24 protein-coding genes, 1 tRNA gene, 1 riboswitch and 1 other annotated feature are annotated in these 23088 nt (G+C 30.2%); of the genes, 19 read left to right on the plus strand and 6 right to left on the minus strand.

Features of this window, described 5'->3' with window-relative positions; translation table 11 throughout:
- The first annotated feature begins 136 nt into the window (after nt 1–136).
- From FDN13_RS13395 to FDN13_RS13415, 5 genes are all read left to right on the plus strand, one after another.
- Nucleotides 137–1207, plus strand: coding sequence for an SMI1/KNR4 family protein (locus tag FDN13_RS13395; protein WP_138980855.1), 1071 nt, complete (start codon nt 137–139; stop codon nt 1205–1207).
- A 16-nt stretch (nt 1208–1223) separates the two neighbouring features.
- A complete protein-coding gene (gene gltX / locus FDN13_RS13400; RefSeq protein WP_138980856.1) occupies nt 1224–2696 on the plus strand; it encodes a glutamate--tRNA ligase in 1473 nt (490 codons plus the stop codon).
- Nucleotides 2697–2782: 86 nt separating this feature from the next.
- On the plus strand, nt 2783–4441 hold the full coding sequence (locus FDN13_RS13405) for a nucleoside kinase (RefSeq protein WP_138980857.1): 1659 nt from the start codon (nt 2783–2785) through the stop codon (nt 4439–4441).
- A 185-nt stretch (nt 4442–4626) separates the two neighbouring features.
- Nucleotides 4627–5436, plus strand: a complete 810-nt coding sequence (locus FDN13_RS13410; protein WP_371414826.1) for a carbon-nitrogen hydrolase family protein — start codon at nt 4627–4629, stop codon at nt 5434–5436.
- An 18-nt stretch (nt 5437–5454) separates the two neighbouring features.
- Entirely contained in the window at nt 5455–6306 is an 852-nt protein-coding gene (locus FDN13_RS13415; protein ID WP_138980859.1) for a YitT family protein, read from the plus strand.
- A 17-nt stretch (nt 6307–6323) separates the two neighbouring features.
- Here the strand turns inward: FDN13_RS13415 and pssA are convergent, their stop codons facing one another.
- Together pssA and FDN13_RS13425 are read right to left on the minus strand one after the other, a co-directional pair.
- Entirely contained in the window at nt 6324–6833 is a 510-nt protein-coding gene (gene pssA / locus FDN13_RS13420) for a CDP-diacylglycerol--serine O-phosphatidyltransferase (RefSeq protein WP_138980860.1), read from the minus strand.
- Nucleotides 6833–7465 carry a phosphatidylserine decarboxylase family protein gene (locus tag FDN13_RS13425; RefSeq protein ID WP_138980861.1) on the minus strand — a complete coding sequence of 211 codons (633 nt, stop codon included), beginning with the start codon at nt 7463–7465 and terminating at the stop codon, nt 6833–6835. The genes pssA and FDN13_RS13425 overlap by 1 nt, the downstream gene beginning before the upstream one ends.
- A gap of 113 nt (nt 7466–7578) precedes the next feature.
- On the opposite strand from FDN13_RS13425, the gene FDN13_RS13430 reads away from it, so the two are divergent.
- The 3 genes from FDN13_RS13430 to FDN13_RS13440 all read left to right on the plus strand — a co-directional run bounded on the left by FDN13_RS13430 (nt 7579) and on the right by FDN13_RS13440 (nt 9662).
- Nucleotides 7579–8250, plus strand: a complete 672-nt coding sequence (locus FDN13_RS13430) for a TVP38/TMEM64 family protein (protein ID WP_138980862.1) — start codon at nt 7579–7581, stop codon at nt 8248–8250.
- Between the two features lie 45 nt (nt 8251–8295).
- Nucleotides 8296–8721 carry a CBS domain-containing protein gene (locus tag FDN13_RS13435; RefSeq protein ID WP_138980863.1) on the plus strand — a complete coding sequence of 142 codons (426 nt, stop codon included), beginning with the start codon at nt 8296–8298 and terminating at the stop codon, nt 8719–8721.
- A 68-nt stretch (nt 8722–8789) separates the two neighbouring features.
- Nucleotides 8790–9662, plus strand: coding sequence for a YegS/Rv2252/BmrU family lipid kinase (locus FDN13_RS13440; protein ID WP_138980864.1), 873 nt, complete (start codon nt 8790–8792; stop codon nt 9660–9662).
- Between the two features lie 124 nt (nt 9663–9786).
- Here FDN13_RS13440 and FDN13_RS13445 read toward each other — a convergent pair whose 3' ends face one another.
- On the minus strand, nt 9787–10416 hold the full coding sequence (locus FDN13_RS13445; protein WP_138980865.1) for a DedA family protein: 630 nt from the start codon (nt 10414–10416) through the stop codon (nt 9787–9789).
- Between the two features lie 4 nt (nt 10417–10420).
- Complete coding sequence (locus FDN13_RS13450; protein WP_138980866.1) at nt 10421–12241, minus strand: YgiQ family radical SAM protein; 1821 nt, start codon at nt 12239–12241, stop codon at nt 10421–10423.
- Nucleotides 12242–12393: 152 nt separating this feature from the next.
- On the opposite strand from FDN13_RS13450, the gene sleB reads away from it, so the two are divergent.
- From sleB to epsC, 3 genes are all read left to right on the plus strand, one after another.
- The gene (gene sleB, locus FDN13_RS13455; RefSeq protein ID WP_371414827.1) at nt 12394–13065 is read left to right on the plus strand and encodes a spore cortex-lytic enzyme; all 672 of its coding nucleotides are present in this window, start codon (nt 12394–12396) and stop codon (nt 13063–13065) included.
- Nucleotides 13066–13166: 101 nt separating this feature from the next.
- Nucleotides 13167–13400: a binding site (T-box leader), on the plus strand.
- A 57-nt stretch (nt 13401–13457) separates the two neighbouring features.
- A complete protein-coding gene (cysK, locus tag FDN13_RS13460) occupies nt 13458–14375 on the plus strand; it encodes a cysteine synthase A (RefSeq protein WP_138980867.1) in 918 nt (305 codons plus the stop codon).
- 5 nt (nt 14376–14380) lie between these two features.
- Nucleotides 14381–14935: a serine O-acetyltransferase EpsC gene (epsC, locus tag FDN13_RS13465; RefSeq protein WP_138980868.1), complete on the plus strand. Its 555-nt coding sequence runs from the start codon at nt 14381–14383 to the stop codon at nt 14933–14935.
- 46 nt (nt 14936–14981) lie between these two features.
- On the opposite strand, the gene FDN13_RS13470 is transcribed toward epsC, so the two are convergent.
- On the minus strand, nt 14982–15233 hold the full coding sequence (locus FDN13_RS13470) for a YkuS family protein (RefSeq protein ID WP_138980869.1): 252 nt from the start codon (nt 15231–15233) through the stop codon (nt 14982–14984).
- 98 nt (nt 15234–15331) lie between these two features.
- Here FDN13_RS13470 and queG point away from each other — a divergent pair, with 98 nt between their 5' ends.
- From queG to FDN13_RS13510, 8 genes are all read left to right on the plus strand, one after another.
- Complete coding sequence (gene queG / locus FDN13_RS13475) at nt 15332–16327, plus strand: tRNA epoxyqueuosine(34) reductase QueG (protein WP_138980870.1); 996 nt, start codon at nt 15332–15334, stop codon at nt 16325–16327.
- Between the two features lies 1 nt (nt 16328).
- The gene (locus FDN13_RS13480) at nt 16329–16682 is read left to right on the plus strand and encodes a phage holin family protein (protein WP_138980871.1); all 354 of its coding nucleotides are present in this window, start codon (nt 16329–16331) and stop codon (nt 16680–16682) included.
- Nucleotides 16683–16706: 24 nt separating this feature from the next.
- Nucleotides 16707–17411 carry a lysophospholipid acyltransferase family protein gene (locus FDN13_RS13485; protein WP_138980872.1) on the plus strand — a complete coding sequence of 235 codons (705 nt, stop codon included), beginning with the start codon at nt 16707–16709 and terminating at the stop codon, nt 17409–17411.
- A gap of 107 nt (nt 17412–17518) precedes the next feature.
- The gene (locus FDN13_RS13490) at nt 17519–18712 is read left to right on the plus strand and encodes a glycine C-acetyltransferase (protein WP_138980873.1); all 1194 of its coding nucleotides are present in this window, start codon (nt 17519–17521) and stop codon (nt 18710–18712) included.
- Between the two features lie 92 nt (nt 18713–18804).
- Nucleotides 18805–19437, plus strand: a complete 633-nt coding sequence (gene nth / locus FDN13_RS13495) for an endonuclease III (RefSeq protein ID WP_138980874.1) — start codon at nt 18805–18807, stop codon at nt 19435–19437.
- Between the two features lie 136 nt (nt 19438–19573).
- A complete protein-coding gene (locus FDN13_RS13500) occupies nt 19574–20971 on the plus strand; it encodes a VanW family protein (protein ID WP_168190172.1) in 1398 nt (465 codons plus the stop codon).
- 120 nt (nt 20972–21091) lie between these two features.
- Nucleotides 21092–21174, plus strand: a tRNA-Leu gene (locus tag FDN13_RS13505).
- A 64-nt stretch (nt 21175–21238) separates the two neighbouring features.
- Nucleotides 21239–22153, plus strand: coding sequence for a TRM11 family SAM-dependent methyltransferase (locus FDN13_RS13510; RefSeq protein WP_138980876.1), 915 nt, complete (start codon nt 21239–21241; stop codon nt 22151–22153).
- 96 nt (nt 22154–22249) lie between these two features.
- Here the strand turns inward: FDN13_RS13510 and thiT are convergent, their stop codons facing one another.
- Nucleotides 22250–22885, minus strand: coding sequence for an energy-coupled thiamine transporter ThiT (gene thiT / locus FDN13_RS13515; RefSeq protein WP_138980877.1), 636 nt, complete (start codon nt 22883–22885; stop codon nt 22250–22252).
- 31 nt (nt 22886–22916) lie between these two features.
- A riboswitch (TPP riboswitch) is annotated at nt 22917–23018 on the minus strand.
- Nucleotides 23019–23088 lie beyond the last annotated feature (70 nt).

Consider the following 23088-nt stretch of genomic DNA (forward strand, 5'->3'; position numbering starts at 1 on the left):
TAGTATCTCTTATATTTTTGCACATTATATATTGAATAAAATTATAAAGATATATTCTTATCTTTCCTCTTGTTATAACTTTTTATTAAAGGTATAATTTCAAATAGTTAGTAAAAATTTAGAAAGGAAACGACCTATGAATAAAATACGATTTGAAAAATTTGAAATGAAATATGGAAATTATTTACCTGATGATTTTAAAAAGTTTATACTAAAATTTGGTGGCGATGCACAGTTTGGGAGTTGCAGGTTTGAGTATCCAGAAAATATTATAAATAATTTGATTAGAATACCTGGGGAGATGGATTTTCATCTAATTCCTTTTGGAGATATTGGAAATGGAGATTATTATTGCTTTTATAAATATGGAGCTTCTGCTAACGATTATTTTATTGGTATTTGGCTTCATGAGACAAGAAACTTTGTTATTTTAGCATCCACTTTTAAGAGCTTTATATATAAATGTCTGCTTGATGATTATTTATCCACACTAATACCTAATGATTCTTTGTCAGAAAGTGAGAATGCTATATCCTGCGAAGAAAGCCTTACAAGATGTAGAATTCTATCTGAAGAGTATAATTTTGATTTTAGTAAGGTTAAGAATATGAAGAACGAATTTGATTATCATAAATTTATGGTTGAGTATGACAACAGGGCCATACAAAGTTTATGCTTTGTTGGAAAGTCGCTGATTAAAAAGAGAGATTCAAAGGGTTTTAATATACTTGAAAAAGTTATGGAACAATGCTGGTTTTATACAGCTCCATATTACTTGATAGGAAAAATTCATTATAATTCTGGCAAGGACTACAATACATATTTTAAAAAAGCTTTAAACACATCCCTTGGAATTACTGGATATAGTTACTGGGAAGAGGATTACCTGGAAATACCTATGGATGTTCATAGAGAAATGGCTTTACTTATAGATGATACCCTAAAAAAGTCAGATAACTTTATTGAAAAGAAAATATATGAAGGTGAGGATCCTTATGATTATAATTTAAGGCTTTCTTGTGCAAGGGAATATATAAAAATCAATGATTATGCTAAAGCTATGGTTGAATATAATAATGCTCTATATTGTTGTGAGGACAAATCTGCAATAAAGGAAATTTTAAAGGAGGCTTATAATGCTGCAAAGGATGGAGGTTTTTTGTATCTTATAGGAATCATTGAAAGTGACATAAGGAAAATTAGATAAGTAAGGAGAGATACAAATGAAAGAAATTAGAGTGAGGATAGCACCAAGTCCAACAGGAAACTGCCATGTTGGAACTGCAAGGAATGCTCTTTACAATTATATATTTGCCAAACAACATAATGGTAAAATGATTTTAAGAATTGACGATACAGATATGAAAAGAAATACAGAGGAATCGGAAAGAGGGATATTTGAAGGTTTGAAATGGGTTGGAATAAATTGGGATGAAGGCCCTGATGTTGGAGGACCTTATGGACCTTATAGACAATCTGAAAGAATAGATATATATAATAGATATATTGACAAGCTAATTGAAGAAGGAAAGGCTTACTATTGTTTTTGCACAGAAGAAGAAATAGAAGCTGAAAGAAAGGAACAGATTCAAAATAAGGAAACTGTTAAATATTCGGGAAAATGCAGAAATTTAACAACAGAAGAAATTAATAAGAAGCTTAAAGAAGGTTGCAAACATGTGGTTAGATTTAAAGTACCTAATAAAATTATCAAGTTTCATGATATTGTAAGAGGAGAGCTTACATGGGATGGAAATATAATGGGGGATTTTGTTATAAGAAAATCTGATGGGATACCAACATATAATTTTGCAACTGCAATAGATGATTTAACAATGAAAATAAGCCACGTTATGAGAAGTCAGGAGCATATTCCAAATACTTTTAATCAGGTTTTAATATTTGAAGCTCTTGGAGCAGAAATACCAGAGTATGTGCATTTTCCACTTCTTTTAAATGAAGATAAAACAAAGATATCTAAAAGAGATGGAGCTTTATATATTGGTGAATATAAAGAAATGGGTTATCTAAAGGAAGCTGTTGCTAATTTCATAGTGCTTCTTGGATGGCATCCTGCTGATGATGAGGAAATCCTGATGATTGAAGATATGATTTCTAAATTTTCTTTAGATAGAATAAACAATTCTAATGTTGTTTTTGATTTTAAAAAGTTAGATTGGTTTAATGGCATTCATATTAGAAAAAAATCAGTTGAAGAGCTTACAGAGCTTGTATTACCATATCTTGAAAAAGCGGAATATTACAATGATGTGGTATGTGAACCTTTAAAATTAAAAAAGATAGTTGAAGTAGAAAGGGAAAGAATTAAAAGGCTTGATGAGGTATGTGAGGTTTTTAAAATGTTCTATATAGAACCTAAATACTATGATTTTGAACTTGTTAAGGAGTATGTAAAAAAAGTTGAAGTTGCAGAAATGGTAGATATGTTAAATAAAGCAATTTCAGAATTAAAAATCATTCAGGAATGGGAAAAGACATTTCTTGAGGATATGATGAGAAGCTTATGTAATAGAATAGGTGTAAAACCTAAAATACTTTTTATGCTTTTAAGAATTGGAGAAACAGGATCCCAAATATCACCACCTCTTTTTGATACTTTTGAAATAATAGGAAAAGATTCAACCTTAAGAAGGCTTGAAGGATTTAAATCTTTTCTTGAAAAACAAATTAATTAATTTTTAGAAACTTTTAATGCGTTTTTACATATAATAAGATACACAATGTAAACTATTAACTTTAAGATTAAGTAAGGGGGGAGAAAATGGACGGAAAAATTAGAGTTACAATGCCTGGTGGAATTGTAAAAGAATGTACTATTGGCAGTACTATCCTTGAAGCTTTAGGTTCAAGTAAGGAGATAGGAGAACCTTTAGTTGCATTAGTTGATGGTGAAGTAGCAGAGCTTTCAAAGAGGTTGCACTATGATGTTACTCTAACCCCGATAGATATTACCAATCCACTTGGACATAGAACTTATATTAGAAGTTTAACATTTCTTTTAATAAGAGCAGTTGAGGATGTATTTAAAGGAGCAAGAGTTACTATTGAACATTCACTAAGTAAAGGATTATATGGGGAAATACATTATACAAGAAAGATAAATGAAAAGGATATTGAGATTATTAAAGAAAAGATGCATGAAATAGTTGAAAAGGATGAGCCGATTGAAAAAATTAAGGTCAAAAAAGAAGAAGCAATTAGGATATTTAAGGATTATGGAATGGATGATAAGTTAAGACTTTTAAAATATATAAATCTTCCTTATATAAATTTGTATAAATGTGGGTATCTCTATGACTATTTTTATGGAACAATGGTCCCATCTACTGGCTATCTTAAGGTATTTGACCTAATATACTATAGTTCAGGTTTTATATTACTTTATCCTTCACAAAAAAACCCTAAAATTGTTTCTGAGTTTAAAGATCTTCCAAAGCTTGCAAAAATATTCAAAGAAACTGAAGATTGGGCAAGAATACATGGGGTTTATGATGTAGGTCTTTTAAATGAAAAAGTTGAGAGCGATGAATTTAAAGATATAGTTCTTGTTGCTGAAGCACTTCATGAAAAGAAAATTGCAAATATTGCAGATAAAATTTATGAAAATAGAGATAGAATAAAGATAGTTTTAATTGCAGGGCCTTCATCCTCAGGTAAAACAACCTTTGCAAAGAGATTGGCTATACAGCTTAAAGTACTTGGAATGAAACCATATCCAATTTCTTTAGATGATTATTTTGTAAACAGGGGTTTAACTCCCAAGGATGAATATGGAAATTACGATTTTGAGTCCATAAATGCTCTCGATCTTGAACTGATTAATAGCCAGTTAACTGATCTATTAAATTATAAAGAGGTTGAACTTCCGACTTTTAATTTCATAAAAGGTGAAAGGGAATGGCTCGGACATAAATACAAGATGGATAAAGATTCAATATTAATAATTGAAGGTATACATGGGCTTAATGAAACTTTAACAAGTACAATTCCTAAAGAAAATAAATATAAAATATATATTAGTGCACTTACTCAGCTTAATATTGATGATCATAACAGGATACCAACTACAGATGTTAGACTTTTAAGAAGAATTGTAAGAGATAATACAAGCAGAGGGAGAAATGCAGAGGCTACCATTTTATCTTGGCCACAGGTGAGGGAAGGAGAGGAGAAAAATATATTCCCTTATCAGGAAGAAGCAGACATAATGTTTAATTCAACTCTTGTATATGAAATGAGCATATTAAAAAAGTATGCTGAGCCCTTACTTAAAATAATAGATGTGAAAAGTCCAGTGTATATTGAAGCATCGAGGCTTTTAACCTTCCTTGGATACTTTAAAGAATCATCGAATGACGAAATAGTACCTTTAAATTCTATATTAAGGGAATTTATTGGTGGTAGCTGTTTTTATAAATAAAGAAATTGAGCCTGTATAATGCTTATTTGATTAAGCACAATTAGCATAACTTTAGCATTATATAGGCTTTAATATTTGTAAAAGTCATGTAATTTTTTAAAAGGGAAGTATTTGACTTGTGATTTTACAATTATATTTAAAACTGTATAATATAAATATATAACAATTCCAAAGGTGGGATTTTAATGGTAAAAATTGCTCTATGTCAAACTAAAGTTAAAGAAAATCTTCAGGCAAATATTGATAATGCTTATAAAATGATAAGTGAGGCCTGTAAGAATGGGGCTAATATTGTTGCACTTGGAGAAATGTTTAATTGTCCTTATGCCGGTAAATATTTTTCTGTTTATGCAGAAGAAGAAAAAAACAGCAAAACTATAGATATGCTAAGGAATTTAAGTAAAGAAAAAGGAATATATATTATTGGAGGATCTGTACCTGAAAAAGAGGATAATAATATATATAATACTGCTTATGTTTTTAATCCAAAAGGAGAGATAATTGCAAAGCATAGAAAGATACATTTATTTGATGTTGATATTGAAAATGGGATAAGATTTTTTGAGTCTGACTACCTTACTGCTGGGAACAGTGTAACAGTATTTGATACAGAATATTTAAAAATAGGACTTTGTATATGTTACGATATAAGGTTTCCAGAACTTATAAGAAAAATGGCTCTTATGGGAGCTAAAATTGTATTTGTACCTGCTGCTTTTAATATGACAACAGGACCAGCCCATTGGGAAATATTATTTAGAACCCGTGCACTTGATAATCAAATTTATATGGCTGGTATATCTCCTGCAAGGGATTATGAAGGTCTTTATACAGCTTATGGACATTCATTAATCGTTAATCCTTGGGGTAAAATTATATCCCAGGCAGGCGAAGGAGAGGAGATAGTTTATTCTGATATAGATGTTAATATAATAAATAAGATAAGAAATGAGCTCCCTCTATTAAAACATAGAAGACCAGAAATTTATGTATAAAAGTTCGGGGGGATGGAATTGAATATTCGAAAGGATATTTTGAAAAGAGTTATAATGGTATTTATAGGTGGGCTTATTACTTCAATAGGTTTAAATGCATTTATAATTCCTCATAAACTTTTAAGTGGAGGAGTTTCTGGTATATCTATAATAATACAATATATAACGGGGATTCCTGCAGGGTACTTAATATTTATTTTTAATATACCTATATTTTTATTTGGAATGAAAGAAGTTGATAGAGATTTTATAATTTTTAGCCTTATTGGCATGCTGTCTTTTTCTATTTTTTTAGTATTAACTGGAAATATAGATGTTTATTTTAGAATTAATGACATACTTTTATCTGCAATATATGGAGGAGTTATTAATGGTATTGGAATGGGGTTAACATTTAGGAATAGAGCATCACAAGGTGGAACTGATATAATAGCTGTTGCTGCCAAGAAAAAATTTGGAATTAATATATCTACAGTATCTTTTTTAATAAATGGGTTAATAGTATTAGCAGGAGCAGCTTTAAATAACATTGAGGCAGCTTTATATACACTTATATCAATGTATATCGGATACTTTATAATGGATAAAGTGATAGAAGGATTTGATAGAAAAAAGATGATATTTATTGTCACTGAAAAGGAAAAAGAAGTATCAGAGGCTATAATGAAAGAAATAGGAAGAGGGATTACTCTTATATATGGTGAAGGTGCTTATACAGGACATTCTAAGAAAATAATATACTGTATAGTAACTGCCACTCAGCTTGCAAAAACTAAAAAGATGATTGAAGATATAGATGAAAAATGTTTTATGTCAATTATAGATGCTTCAGAAGTTCACGGAAAAGGATTTAAAAGACCAGCAATATAAAAAGCCCTTTCAAGGGCTTATCTTTTTTGAATTTTAACTTTACTTACCATTAAAAAAGATAATATTAACATTAATATAGTAGAAATTAGATTATGTTCTAATATAAATATATTCAATAAGCAGTCGAGTGCAATTATCCCACCAGCTACAGTTATTGGAACTCCCATATATACGTTATTAAACTGAGTAACGTTAAACCTTGCAAGTCTATAAGCTCCTGCGATAGGGAAAAGAATTGTAATAATATATCCTATGATACCAAAGTTACTTAAAAATAAGCTCCAACATAGAATTGCAGGTGCAGCTCCAAAGGAAATAAGATCCGATAGAGAATCAAGTTCTTTTCCAAACAGGGTAACAGCATCAAATTTTCTTGCAATCTTACCATCATATCTATCAACAAAAGCAGATATTATAATCATAAGTGCAGCAAGTTTTGTATTATTTGTAAGTGTAAAAAGTATTGAAAGCATACCAAAGGACAAATTTAAAAAAGTAAATATACTTGGTAATAGTTTATAATTCATTATTTAGTCACCCCTATAATTGTAATACCACCTCTTACAATATCACCTTTTTTGACTTTAATTTCAACATCATAAGGTACTATAATTTCAGTACAGGAACCAAATTTAATAAGTCCGAATTTTTCTCCTTGTTTTAGTTCATCGCCTAATTTAGACCAACAAACAATACGTCTTGCTACAAAACCTGTAATTTGATGAACTAATACTCTAATTTTATCATTTTCTATCCCTATTGTATTTCTTTCATTTATTTCGGAAGCATGACTTTTAAAAGCAGGAAGATACTTTCCTGGTCTATAGTTTACGTATGTTACCTTCCCACATATAGGGCTTCTATTTATGTGAACATTGAAAATAGAAAGAAAGATTGTTACTTTTTTAGCTTTTCCCTTTATAAAAGTATCTTCATAGAATTCTGTTATAGCCATTACTTTGCCATCTGCTGGTGATAAAATATTTTTTTCGCAGTACTCAATATTCCTAAAAGGATCTCTAAAAAAGAATAAAACAAATAATGCCAATATCAATGGTATTATTGCAAGTAAAGGAAGAAAATAATATGATAGTATTGTAGCAAGTATTAGAATAATAACATAAGGTATACTTTCTTTTCTGATAGAAATTTTTGTCATAGACATTACCCCTTTAATATGTTTACATATTAGATATTATAACTGTAAAAATAGTATTTTACAAGAAACTGAATTAAACAAATTAAAAAATTGTAGAAAATGAGGTATTGCAGATGAGAGGAAATAGCAATAATCTTAAAAAGTTTTTTGCTATTGTTTTTGTTACAATTATTGTAATTTTTCTAATATATTTAAAAGCTATTATTAAGGTAAACTTTAAATTTTGTAATTATCATATTCTAAAAAGGTTTATTCTATCTTATGGTAAGCTGTCGGTTTTAATTTATATATTAATATATTCATTAAAGCCTTTGGCATTAGTAATACCGGCTTCATTGCTTTCTGTTATATCAGGAGCTTTATATGGACCAATATATGGAACAATGTATTCTATGATAGGAGTATTTATTTCTTCAAGTTTGGCATTTTTTGTTGCAAGGATATTAGGTAAAGAAGCTGTAGATAAAATAGTAAAAGGCAAGATTGCAAAATTAGATGATGATATAGAAAAAAAAGGCTTAATAGTTATGCTAATATTAAGATTATCAGTAGTTTTTCCTTTAGATCCATTAAGTTATGCAGCAGGTTTGACAAAAATAAAATATAGGGATTTTATAATCGGTACAATAGTTGGAACTTTACCAGAAGTTTTTATATATAATTATTTTGGAACTAATATACAAAAGCCTTTTAACAAGTACAACATTTTTTCTATATTATTTATTGTTATTTTAATATTAATATCTTTTATTGTTCAATCAAAAAGAAAGAATAGGATGAATTAATAATATTATTATTTATGGATAAAATAACATCAGGAGGTTGATTGAATGAAAGTAAACGAATTTATGAGCAAAAATATTGTTTCAGCTTCTCCTGATACGCCAATTGTAGAGATTGCAAAGTTGATGAAGGAGCATAATATAGGTTCAGTTCCAGTATTAAAGGATAATAGGGTTATTGGAATTGTTACTGATAGAGACATAGTTTTAAGAGATGTAGCCAGTGGAAAGGATGTTAATAAAGTTACAGCTAAGGATGTTATGACTTCTGGAGTTATAACAGCATCTCCTAATATGGATATACATGATGCCGCCAGAATTATGGCAGAAAAGCAGGTTAGAAGGCTGCCAGTAGTTGAAAATGGCAGACTTGTAGGTATGCTATCACTTGGTGATGTAGCAATTGATTCTAAGCTTGAGGATGATGCTGGAGAAGCTTTAAGTGATATATCTAAACCATCCAATATGATGTAGTAGTTTATGTTCCTGCTATTGCAGGAACATTTTGTATATGGTAATATATTACTCTATGGGGGGATATTATGAAGAAAGCAAGACTTATATATAATCCATATTCAGGTGATAGAACATTTAGAATAAAGCTGGACATGGTAATAGATAAATTGCAAAAGGGAGGATATGAGGTAATCCCACATAGAACGATGTCAGTTGATGATATATATAAAAGTTTTTTTGCTGGAGGAACCTTTGATTGTGTAATAGTATCAGGAGGAGATGGTACAATTAATCATGTAATAAATGCAATGATAAAAAATGATTTAGATGTACCTGTAGGCATAATACCTTCTGGTACGTCAAATGATTTTGCAGCACACTTAAATATACCTAAAAGGGTTAGCCAGGCATGTGATATAATAGTTAAAGGCAATATAATAGAGATTGATGTTGGCAAGATAAATGAAAGATATTTTGTAAATGTTGCAGCAGCAGGACTTTTAACAGACGTATCTCAAAAAATAGATATAAACCTTAAAAACACTCTTGGGAAAATGGCTTATTACATTAAGGGAATAGAACAGTTGCCTAATTTTAAGGCAATACCTATATCTATACAGCACAATGATAATTTAATAGAAGAAATGGTATATTTGTTTGTTATTTTAAACGGTTCCACGGCAGGAGGATTTAAGCTTGCTCCTGATGCTACTGCATTTGATGGTAAGCTTAACCTTATTGCAGTTAAAGAGTGCAATATAATAGAACTTTTCAATTTGTTTATAAAGATGTTAAAAGGAGAACACCTGGAAAGTAGCAATATAATCTACTTAAAAGGAAAAGAATTCGAAATCAATTGTAAGGAAAATATTGAAACCGATATTGATGGGGAATCAGGTCCTGATTTTCCTTTAAATATATCTATTTCGGATAAAAAACTGAAAGTATTTGTACCATAATATAATGTTAAATATGGCGATAATTAAGATTGTAACTTGAAAGGAAAGCCCATATACTGATTAAACAAATAAAATTTTTAAAAAATTAGTAATCAGTATAGGGCTTTTTGTTTATGCTCATATTTTATTTAATATCTTTATGTTTTCTCTTATAAAAAAATTTAATATATGAATACATTGTAAATATTAACAATACAGCAATAATTATAATCTTATTATATTCACCAATAGTTTGCTTTATAACTTCTATATTATCTCCTGTGAGCCTCCCAGCTACAATTAAAAAAGTATTATGTATAATTGTTGCTATTCCTATTGATATAAAAGCAGGTATAGGAGAAAGTTTAAAAAGCCCAGCAGCTATAAAAGTTATAGAACCAATTCCTGGAAGAAATTTATTAATTATTATTGCAAAGGAACCATATTTTTTAAACCATGTTTCTATTCTATTGATTTTATATGAATTAAAATATTTTATAATGAAAGCCTTTGACAGCATTGATTTACCATATTTAAAGCTTAAAATATAAAGCAGCAAACTACTCAAATATGTCCCAGAGAGGGTTGAAAAAAGTAAAAGATATAAGTTTAAATGTTCTTTACTGGTTAAGTATCCTTCTAAAATAGTTATAGTATCTCCAGGATATGGAGGAAATAATATTTGAAGCACTGCATTAATAAAGGAAAATAAATATATAGTAAAAGGATTGTTTGATGAAATATCTTTAATATGTTCTAATATATATTTTTCCATCTAATCACCTTTTAACTTTTGTATATCTTTTTGGTTTTACAGGAGGAATAAGGCATTTTCTATCATATCCTATAAGGTCTTCACGACCAGCCATTTTCAATGCTTTGTAAACAAGATCATAATTTTTAGGATCTTTAAACTGCAGTAGGGCTCTTTGCATAGCCTTCTCATCTAAAGATTTAGGTACATAAACTTTTTCTCCTGTGATAGGATTTAATTCTGTGTAGTACATTGTTGTTGAAAGACTTCCAGGGGTTGGATAAAAATCTTGTACTTGTTCAGGATTATATCCCATATCTCTAATGTATTCTGCAAGCTCAATTGCTGCATTTATATCGCTTCCAGGATGGCTTGACATTAGATAAGGAACCAAAAACTGCTTAAGACCATATTTTTTATTTATTTCAAAGTACTTTTCCTTGAATCTATCGTAAACTTTTCTTGGAGGTTTACCCATAAGCTTTAAAACTTTATAAGAAACATGTTCAGGTGCAACTTTTAGTTGGCCACTAACGTGATACTTAACAAGTTCATTAAAAAATTCATTATTTTTATCATATAGTAGATAATCATATCTAATTCCTGATCTTATGAATACTTTTTTAACTCCTTTAAGCTTTCGAATTTTTCTTAATAAGTTTAAATAATCTAAGTGGCTTACTTCAAGGTTAGGACATGGTGTAGGGAATAAGCACTGCCTGCTTTTACATACTCCATGTTCTAATTGTTTTTCACATGACGGATTTTTAAAATTAGCAGTTGGCCCACCTACATCATGGATATATCCTTTAAATGTAGGAAGCTTAGTTAAAATTTCGGCTTCTTTTAAAATATTTTCGTCACTTCTTGATTGAACTATTCTTCCCTGATGAAAATGCAGTGCACAAAAAGAGCATCCACCAAAGCATCCACGGTTTGACGTTATACTAAACTCTACTTCTTGCAAAGCAGGAATACCACCTAACTTCTTATACATTGGGTGGTAGGTTCTTTTGTAGGGAAGAGAATATATTAAATCTAATTCATCTCTATTTAAAGGCATAGCAGGTGGATTTTGTACTAAATATTTATTTCTGAATCTCTGAACCAGTGTTTTTCCTCTTATAGGATCCTGCTCCTCATACTGAATTTTAAATGCCTTTGCATAGGATTTTTTATCCATACTTACTTCTTCAAAGGATGGCAATTGTATAAAATCTTTAAGTTCATCTATATTATCAGAGATATAACAAATGCCATTTATATTTTTTATATCCTTTATTTTTTTCCCAAAATTTAAAAGGTTTGCAATTTCCATTATAGCTCTTTCGCCCATACCGTATATTAAAAGATCTGCACTGCTATCTATAAGTATAGAATTTCTAACTCTATCATCCCAATAATCATAATGTGCAAATCGCCTTAAACTTGCTTCAATGCCACCTATTATAATTGGTACATCAGAAAAGGCTTCCCTTATTCTGTTGCAATAAACTATAACTGCTCTATCAGGCCTATAACCAGTTTTACCCCCAGGTGAGTAAAAATCATTATTCCTTCTTTTTTTAGCAGCAGTATAGTGATTAACCATTGAATCTATATTACCAGAGGATACCAAAAAAGCTATTTTAGGTCTACCAAGTTTCATAAAACTATCTTTGCTTTTCCAATCAGGCTGAGGTATTATTCCAACTCTAAAGCCATTGTGTTCAAGTAATCTTGTTATAATAGCGTGACCAAATGATGGATGATCAATGTATGCGTCCCCTGATATAAATATAAAATCAAGTTCCTCCCATCCTCGCTTTTTCATATCCTCAATACTAACAGGTAAAAATTCTGACATAATACCACCTCATTCTTTAATTACTATAAATCATAATAGAAATATTAAAAAAATACAATTAAGATATTAAACTTGCTTAAAACAGATTATTTTTAATGAATTAAAAACTAATAAAATTGAAAAAATATATAGCAGGATAGGAGGAGGTAAGTGTGAAAAAAGTGTTTTTATCATGTTGGCTAATATTTACGGGATACTTACTTTATTTAATTATTAGTATGAGCAATATTACATATTTTACTGCATCTTATCAATATGGTTCAAGGGGGGAAACTGTAATTAAAATACAAACAAAACTTAAGAATTGGGGATATTATGATGGCCCAATTGATGGAATATATGGTTATAAAACCTATAGTGCCGTAAAATACTTTCAAAGAAAAAATGGTTTATATCCTGACGGTATTGTAGGACCTAAAACTCTTGCAGCACTGGGAATAAGTGAAAGTAAAAGTTTAGGTAGTGACAGCTATAGTTCAAATCAAAAATTGCTATCAAGGGCTATTTCTGGCGAAGCAAGAGGAGAACCATATATTGGTCAAGTTGCTGTTGGAGGTGTAATAATTAATAGAACAAGAGATCCCAGATTCCCAAATACAATACCTGGCGTAATATATCAACCAGGAGCCTTTACAGCTGTATCTGATGGTCAAATTAATTTAGAGCCTGTCAGCAGTGCAGTTAAAGCATCTATTGATGCACTAAATGGATGGGATCCTTCAGGAGGAGCACTTTATTATTATAATCCAGAAAAAACTACCAATAAATGGATATGGTCAAGGCCGGTTATTAAAGTTATAGGAAAACATGTATTTTGTAAATAGATAATATTAAAAATTTATATTAAATATATTTATAATATCTATTGATTTTTTTAAAATATAATAATATAATATAGTAAGAAATCCGAGTAAATTAATATGAATTAAAAACTATGATCAGGGAAAGTAAATTGTATGGAGTAGACAGAGAGAAACCCCGTGGCTGAGAGGGTTTTATACAGAAGTACAATTGAAGTGCCCCTGTGAGTTTTAGACCGAATCAAGTAGGTTGTTACGGGTTCTCCCGTTATAGGGATATGGCATGATTGTGCCAGATGAATGAGTTGGGCTTATGCTCAAACAGAGTGGAACCGCGGAATTAACCTTCTGCCTCTGTATACAGAGGCAGAAGGTTTTTATATTTATAAAAAAATTAAAAGATTAGGAGTGATATTATGATATATAACAATATTTATGAAACTATTGGTAACACCCCAGTTATAAGACTTAAAAATATTATAAAAGGAGATATGGCTGAAGTTCTTGTTAAGCTTGAGTATTTCAATCCAGGGGGAAGTATTAAAGATAGAATTGCACTATCAATGATTGAAGATGCTGAGAGGAGAGGAATATTAAAACCCAATGGTACTATAATAGAGCCTACAAGTGGAAATACAGGAATAGGCATAGCTATGATAGGTGCAGCAAAAGGATACAGGGTAATTATTGTTATGCCAGAAACAATGAGTATTGAAAGAAGAAAACTTATAAAAGCTTATGGAGCAGAAATTATTTTAACTGAAGGTACAAAGGGAATGAGAGGAGCTATAGAAATGGCTGAAAAACTTGCACAAGAAAATGGCTATTTTATGCCTTTACAGTTTGAAAACTATGCTAACCCATTAGCTCATGAGAAAGCTACGGCATTTGAAATATTAAAGCAAACAGAAGGAAAGCTTGATATATTAGTATGTGGAGTTGGTACTGGCGGTACTATAACTGGAGTTGGAAAAGTTTTAAAAAGGGAGATACCAGGCATAAAGGTTGTTGCAGTTGAACCTAAAGATTCAGCTGTGTTATCTGGTAAAAATCCTGGACCTCATAAAATACAGGGAATTGGAGCAGGATTTGTGCCTAAGATACTTGATTTAGGAATTATTGATGAAATAATTACAGTATCCAATGAAGATGCTATAGAAACTGCAAGAACAGTTGGAAGAAAGGAAGGAGTACTTGTTGGAATATCGTCAGGTGCTGCAATATACGGAGCAATAAAAAAAGCTAAAGAGATAGGCAAAGGTAAAAGAGTATTAACTATTGCCCCTGATACGGGTGAAAGATATTTATCAACGGAATTATTTAATATGGAGTGATTTATATGTTCAAAACGATAATAAATGAAGCAAAAAACATCATGGAAAAAGATCCAGCAGCAAAATCTATTATAGAAGTTATATTATGCTATCCAGGTTTATGGGCTATAATATTCTATAGAATAGCACATAAATTATATTTAAAAAGAAAATTTGTGATTGCAAGAATTATATCCCAAATAGCAAGGAATATTACAGGTATTGAAATTCATCCAGGAGCTAAAATTGGAAAAAATTTATTTATAGATCATGGTATGGGAGTTGTAATAGGAGAAACAGCAGAAATTGGTGATAATGTTACTATATATCATGGTGTAACATTAGGAGGAACAGGAAAGGATAAAGGCAAAAGACATCCTACTGTTGAAGATAATGTAATGATAGGTGCTGGAGCAAAGATACTTGGGCCTATTCGAATCGGCAAGAATGCAAAGGTAGGTGCAAATGCAGTCGTTCTTAATGATGTACCTGCAAATGTTACTGTATGTGGAATTCCTGCTACAATAGTAAAACCAAAAGAGAAAAACGTTTTATATATTTACTCTGATATGGTGATATAAATATAGACATAAAGAACCAGGTTTAAATTATACCTGGTTCTTTTGATTATCTTGTTAAGTTTTGATATATTTGTTCTGGCGTCATACCTGTAGCATCTATAACCGGAACTTTTGTGCTTGTATCTTCAATTCCAAGTAAATCTTTATTGCTACCAGAAACTATTATTGCATCATATTTAGAAATATTAGATGCATTAATAAGCTGACTGCCACTGAACCTTTCGGTCTTAATTCCTTTTTTTTCAAGATATTCTCTAACGTTATCTAAGTTTTGCTCAACTGCAACTTTTTTATTCATATCAATCCCTCCGTAAATATATTGTGTATTTTAATCTTAAATTCTATACTATAATTATATAAATCAATTGTAAAAACATATAAAAAGGTGATATTATAATGATTAAGGATAATATAATAAAATATGCAGGCTCTATTGGTATAGATTGTATTGGATTTTCTGATACCTATTTTGATGATATTTTTCTAAATAGGCTTAAAGAAAGAAGAGAAGCAGGGCATTTATCTGGCTTTGAAGAGGTGGATGAAAATGTAAGGATTGATATCAATAGTTTGCTTGAAGACGCAAAAACTATAATATCAATAGCCATTCCGTATAAAACTATAGAAGTTGATAAATCAAAGCCTTTTTTATCAAAATCATCACTTGGGATTGACTATCATAGGATTTTAAAGGATAAACTAAACAATATATCAGAATTTATAAAAAATACTTACGGTGCAAAGACTATCTATTTTGCTGATACAGGATGTCTTCATGACAGGGAAGTTGCAAAAAAATGTGGAATAGGATTTTATGGTAAAAACACAAGTATTATTACAAAAGAATATGGTTCTTTCGTCTTTTTAGGAGAAATAGTTACAGATTTATTTATTGAGAGGGATGTGGAAATTGAATCTAAGTGTGGTGATTGCACATTATGCTTGGATGCATGTCCTACAAAAGCTTTAGAAAAACCCTATTACTTAAATGCTAAGAAATGTTTGTCCTTTGTTACTCAGAAAAAAGAGATATTAACAGATTATGAAATGAAAAAAATGGGATTGCGATTATATGGTTGTGATGTTTGTCAGGATGTTTGTCCTTATAATAAAAATGTTAAAACTTCAAGTGTAAAGGAATTTTATCCAGATACTTGGAATATAAATATAGATCCTGATAAAATTTTAAAAATGACAAACAATGAATTTAAAAAATATTTTGGCTTAACTTCATCAGGATGGATAGGAAAAAAGAGATTTCAAAGAAACATGATAATTGCTTTAGGGAATAGTAATAATAAAAATTATATTCCTCTTCTTGAAAGTAAGCTGGAAGATGATTATTTAAAATATTATGTAGAAAAATCAATTATAAAGCTGAAGGGGGATTGAGATGTTTAAAGAAAAAGAAGGAGGTTTTTTAGCACGTACACTTATTAATGCTGTTGCAATTTATATAACCGCTGGATTTATAAAGGGAGTAAATATAAGCGGATTTGGGGCTTGTATAGTTGCTTCTGTTGTTTTAGGAATTGTAAATGCAGTAATAAGGCCTATATTAGTGTTGTTTTCTCTACCAATAAATATTTTAACATTAGGTCTTTTTACATTTGTAATAAATGGAATATCTCTTTTAATTGTGTCCATGATAACAAGTGGATTTTATATTTCAAGCCTTGGATCTGCAATTGTTGCATCGTTAATCATTAGCATTGTAAGCTCTGTTATTAGTTTGTTTATTTTATAATAAATAGATGAGGGGATAGATATAATGATTAATTCAAAAATAGCAAGTTTTATATTAAATGCTCCTTCATGGATAATAAAGCCTATTTCAAGGATGGTGACAAGCTTTTATATAAATAAATATGCAAAGATTGAGGTGAGCAACTATAGAAATTTAGATAAAATTGAGGAACCTGTAATATTCGTTTGTAATCATCTAAGCAATTCTGATGGATTGTTACTAAACAAGGTACTTAAACGGTTTAAACCATATTTTGTTGCAGGAGTAAAGCTTGCTTCAAATCCTGTAAGTAGAATAGGTCTTGAAGCAGTCAATATAATACCAATTCATCCTAATACTCCTGATACAGAAGCCTTAAGAAAGTGCATTGAGAAAATAAAGGAAGGAAAGTCAGTTTTAATATTCCCAGAAGGAACCCGTTCAAGAACGGGAAAAATGATTGAAGGGAAAAAGGGTGTAGTGCTTATTGCTAAAAAAACAGGAGTAAAGATAGTACCTTTAGGCATAATAGGAAGTGAAAAGTTAATGCCCATAAATGATAATGATATGTCAAAGGAAAAATTTAACTATGCAAATGTCAAAATTAATATAGGTGAACCTTTTATGCTACCAGAGAAGTTAAATGAGGAAAAGGATAGCTACAATGAAAAATGTTTGAATATGATTATGATAAAAATTGCTGAGCTTTTACCAGAGGAATATAGAGGGGTATATGCAGACAAAATATAATTTTAAAAAAATGGATGAAAATAAATAAGATACATAGAAATACAATATTTAAATTATTTTAAAAATTGAGAAAATAATTTATTTTATTTTTATAGGAGGTAATCTTTATGGGTAGTAAAGCACTACATGAATTTTTAAGTGCTAATATTCAAGAATTAAAGGATAAGGGGCTTTATAGAAAACTTCCTGTGGTAACAGGTCCTACAGGTCCAAGATGTATTATAAATGGCAATGAAGTTATTAATCTTTCTTCTAATAACTATCTTGGTCTTGCAAATGATCCAAGGCTTGTAGAGGCTGCAATAAAGGCGACAGAAAAATATGGTGCAGGTGCAGGAGCTGTAAGAACGATAGTTGGAACCCTTGACATACATGAAGAGCTTGAAGAAAAACTTGCAAAATTTAAACATACTGAAGCTGTAATTGTATTTCAATCAGGGTTTAACTGCAACATGGGTACAGTAAGTGCTCTTATGACAAAGGAAGATGCAATACTTTCCGATGAACTCAATCATGCAAGTATAATTGATGGATGTAGGCTTTCAGGGGCAAAGATTTTAAGATATAAACATAGCGATATGGATGATTTAAAAAGGACAATAAAAGAGGCAAAAGAGAGTGGACAATATAAAAAGCTTATGATTATAACTGATGGAGTATTTTCAATGGACGGTGATATTGCAAAGCTTCCTGAAATAGTTAAAATTGCAGAGGAATATGATGCTTTTACTTACGTAGATGATGCCCATGCATCAGGAGTTTTAGGAAAGAATGGAAGTGGGTCCGTATCCCATTTTAATCTTTATGGAAAGGTAGATTGTCAAATTGGAACATTGTCAAAAGCTATAGGTGTTGTCGGAGGTTATGTAGCCGGTACAAAGGAACTCATAGACTGGCTAAAATTAAGAGGAAGGCCCTTCTTATTTTCAACAGCTATGACTCCAGGAGCTGCTGGAGCATGCATTAAAGCAATTGAGATATTATCAGAAAGTACTGAGCTTGTTGATAGGCTTTGGGATAATACAAGATATTTTAAATCAAAACTTTCATCATTAGGTTATGACATTGGACATAGTGAAACTCCAATAACTCCAGTTATAATTGGCGATGAAGCCAAAGCAATGCAGTTTAGTGATGAATTATTTAAAGAAGGTTTATTTGCACAAGGTATTGCATATCCTACAGTTCCAAGAGGAACTGCAAGAGTTAGGAATATAGTAACTGCTGCTCATACAAAGGAAATGCTTGATGATGCAGTTGAAATATATAGAAAAGTTGGAAAGAGAATGGGGATAATATAAAATTAAAGGCAGGAATACCTGCCTTTTTATTGTGTAAATATGATATTATAATAAATAACATTAAAAAATATACTGTAAGGCAGGTGAAATGTATGAATAAAAATGAAGAAATATTAAACATACTTGAAAAAGAATATGGAGATATTGGGTGCGCACTGAATTTTAAAACGCCTTTTGAACTACTTGTTGCTACTATTCTATCAGCTCAGACAACAGATATTACTGTAAATAAAGCAACTGATATTTTGTTTAAAAAGTATAAAACTCCTTATGATTTTGCAAAAATCGATGAAGAAACATTAGAACCGTATATAAAGAGCTGTGGTTTTTATAAAAATAAAGCTAAAAATATAATAAATGCAAGTAAAAAGATAATATCTGATTTTGGTGGAAAAGTTCCAAGTACCTTAGAAGAATTAACTGCACTCCCAGGTGTTGGAAGGAAAACTGCAAATGTTGTATTATCAAATGCATTTAATATAGATGCAATAGCTGTTGATACCCATGTTTTTAGGGTATCAAATAGGCTCGGACTTGCAAATTCTGATGATGTTTATGAAACAGAAAAACAGCTAATGAAAAACATACCAAAGAAGAAATGGTCAAGAGCTCATCATTGGCTTATCTGGCATGGGAGAAAAATTTGCAGTGCAAGAAACCCAAAGTGTAGTATATGTCAATTAAGCCATCTATGCAAATATTATATTAAGAATAATAAAAATTAATATTTTAAGGAACTAAATATAAATAATTTGTGTCTTTATATTAAAAATCAAATTATAAATAAAATTAAATTATATTTACATCAAATCTAATAATGATATAATAAAAAAGAATGTAATTATGCTTGGGAGGGATAATGTGAAGAAGGGCTTTAAAATAATTATACCGGTATTATTATTAATGATTATTTCTGCTGTTTTTGGAATTATTCTTAGTGATACTGTTTCTGCACAGGAGAGGATATATGAGGGAATAAGTGTAAATGGGGTTAATGTTGGTGGGATGACGAAAGAAGAGGCAAAAAAAGTAATTGAAGAGAAGTTTAATAAAGAGATAAAAAATAAAAAAATAAATATTTATTATGAGAATAATAAATTTGTAATTGATTATAAAACTTTAAAAGCTCATTACGATGTAGATAAGGCTGTAGATGAAGCATTTAAATATGGTAAAGATGGAAATATAATTGAAAAAACTATTAAAAGATATAAATTAAAAAATGATAATTATGATATTAAACTACAGTTTGTTGCTGATACTTCTGTAATAAGCAAAGAAATAAAAACTATATCTAAAAAAATAAACACTGATCCAATTGATGCTAAAATTACATTGACCACTTCAGGTTTTAAAGTTACTCCAGATAAAAATGGTAAAAAAGTTGATGAAAAAAAGCTTGAAGATTTAATAAAGGCCTCTATAAAGCCAACAGGGGGACAGGAAAATATAAATGTACCTGTAAATATAGTTGAAGCTAATATAAAAGCTGAAATGCTATCCAAGATAGATACTAAAATTTCAAGTTTTACAACTAAATTTAATCTTGGAGATGTAAATAGGTCTGGAAATATTAAGGTTGCATCATCTTATGTAAATGGAGCAGTTGTCATGCCAGGTGAGGTTTTTTCTATGAATAAAACACTTGGACCAAGAAGTGAGGCTAAAGGATATAAGGAAGCCCCTGTAATTATTAATGGTACTCATGTTCCAGGTCTTGCAGGAGGAATATGCCAAGTTACAACTACAGTTTATAATGCAGCACTTCTTGCAAACTTTCCAATTTTAGAAAGAAGACCTCACCAATTAAGAGTAGGATATGTTCCGGCAGGAAGAGATGCTACTATTTCTGGCGATGTAATAGATATGAAATTTAAAAATACAAACAAGTACCCTATATATATAAAATCTACTGTAAATGGTGGAAGTATTACTGTAACTATTTATGGTGCAAATGAACATCCGGGACAAACTGTACAGATTACATCTGAGATATTAGAAAAAATACCTGCTGAAACAGAATATGTAAATGATCCTACATTAGTAAAAGGACAAACAATAGTTGAGGAAAAGCCAACTGATGGAATGAAGTCTATAACTTATAGAAAAGTATATCAAAATGGTAAATTAGTAAAAAGTGAGATAATTTCAAAGGACTACTATAAGCCAGGGAAGGGAAAGGTTAGAGTTGGTACAAAAGAAGTTTCAAATTCACAAGATGTTCAAACTAATAGTCAAATAAATAATTCAACCCCATAAGGAGCCTTAAAAGCTCCTTATTGTTTTAAACAATTTATTAGGAAAAGTTTTAGTTTTATAGGCTGGATATGAAATGGTATAGACAAAAAAAAGAAATGATGATAAAATAATCTTGTATTTGCGGGTGTGGCGGAACTGGCAGACGCACTAGATTCAGGTTCTAGCGGGAAACCGTGGGGGTTCAAATCCCTTCACCCGCACCATGTTCAGGGTTTAGACTCAAAGGAGTTTAAACTCTATTTTTATATTTTTTAAGGGGGCATCCCAATGTATTTTTATATAATAAATTATAATTTTAATGAAGAACAGCTGTGTAAATTAGAGATGAAATATTTATTCGACTTAATTCCAAAAAGAAAGTATTTTTTAAGTGAAAAGTATGTTGATGTAAATAGAAGCCCATTTATAAAAGCATCTTTACAAATAATTGCAAAAGCTCAGTCAATTGAGAAGTTAATTAGTATTATCATTGAAAAAAAGATTTCATATAAAAATTTTAAGATTAAATATATAAATATTGAAGGAAAGATGGATTTTGAATTAAAGCATAAGATAGAAGATGCTATTGGGAATGCTATCTTTGGAGATGCTAAAATACATGATCCTGATATAATACTTGGGATAATATATTATGAAGATTACTGGATTCTTGGGGAATATAATAAAAATGAAGGTATTTGGGATATCCATAATAAAAAACCCTGCTATTATTGTAATGCGCTTCCAACAAGGATTTCGAGGGCCGTTGTTAATATAGCCGTTGGTAATGATATGACATTAAAACTTGTTGATCCATGCTGTGGCATAGGAACTGTTGTAATTGAAGCATTGTCAATGGGATTAAATATTGAAGGATATGATATAAACCCAAAGGTAATTGAAGGTGCAAGACGAAATTTAAGATATTTTGGGTATGATGATGTGCTTGAAGTATCAGATATTAAGGATATACGAAAACAATATGATGTTTCAATAATAGATATTCCTTATGGAGTTTTATCAATTACATCAGAGCTTGAACAAATATCAATATTAAAAAATGCAAGGCGAATTTCAAGTAAAATGGTTTTGATAAGTTTAAATCAAATGGATAGAGAAATAAAAGATTCAGGTTTTACTGTAATTGATAGATGTGAAATAATAAAAAGAGACTTTAAACGATATGTAACTGTTTGTATATAACTACCAAAAGAAACACCCATAAATCTGATAATAAAAATATACTTGTTATAGATTTATGGGTGTTATATTAACTTTTTTATTACTTCTTCTATTTAATTATAACATTTGCGATCTTATTTTTATTACAGCATTTTTAAATTGAGGTATTAATGATATAACAAAGCATATTCCAACTTCCGTTCCGACTATAGTTCCATTTACTATAAGAGAATATATTATTGGGTTCATGCCTTCAGGTGCATAATTTGCAAAGAAAAATACTCCTGATAAAAAATGGAAAAATATTCTTCCAAATCCTCCTGCAATAACCCCTATGCTAAAGTTGCTTTTAAAGTATCCAGCAAGTCCAAGGGCACCAAATGCTAAAGGATAATCTAAAAGAACCTGAACCCAATGAACTATGAAAGGATCTTGGATAAGCTGAAGTATTCCATAAACCATTCCTGCAAGTATCCCTTCCGCTGGACCATAAATATAGGCAAATAGCATTAAAGGAATCATGCTTCCAGGGGTTATTGAACCTCCTTGAGGCCAATGATAAAACCTTATATAGGATAATACAAATGATGCAGCAATACATAAACTTGCATGAGTTAATTTCTTTGTTGAAAATGTACTTTTATTAAGGGATTTTTTAATTAAAAAAGATGCTGCAATTAAGGCAATAATAAATGCCCAGGACTGAATTTTTATACTTGAAAAGTCTTTAAAGATGTTTGTAATTAATGACATAAAAAATCCTCCTTTTACACCGTAAAACAGGAGGAGAACTATAATGCTTCCCTTCGCTGGAATTACCCAGTTCAGGTTCAGAGGGTCGAAGGAGTGACCTTCCTCTCAGCTTAACGCTCCCCTAGCATACGGCGAATCTATTTATATTTTATACTAATTATAATATAAAAAATTCAAGTAAAAATCAATAAAATAAAACAAAA

The organism is Caloramator sp. E03 (assembly GCF_006016075.1).
Taxonomy (GTDB): domain Bacteria; phylum Bacillota; class Clostridia; order Clostridiales; family Caloramatoraceae; genus Caloramator_B.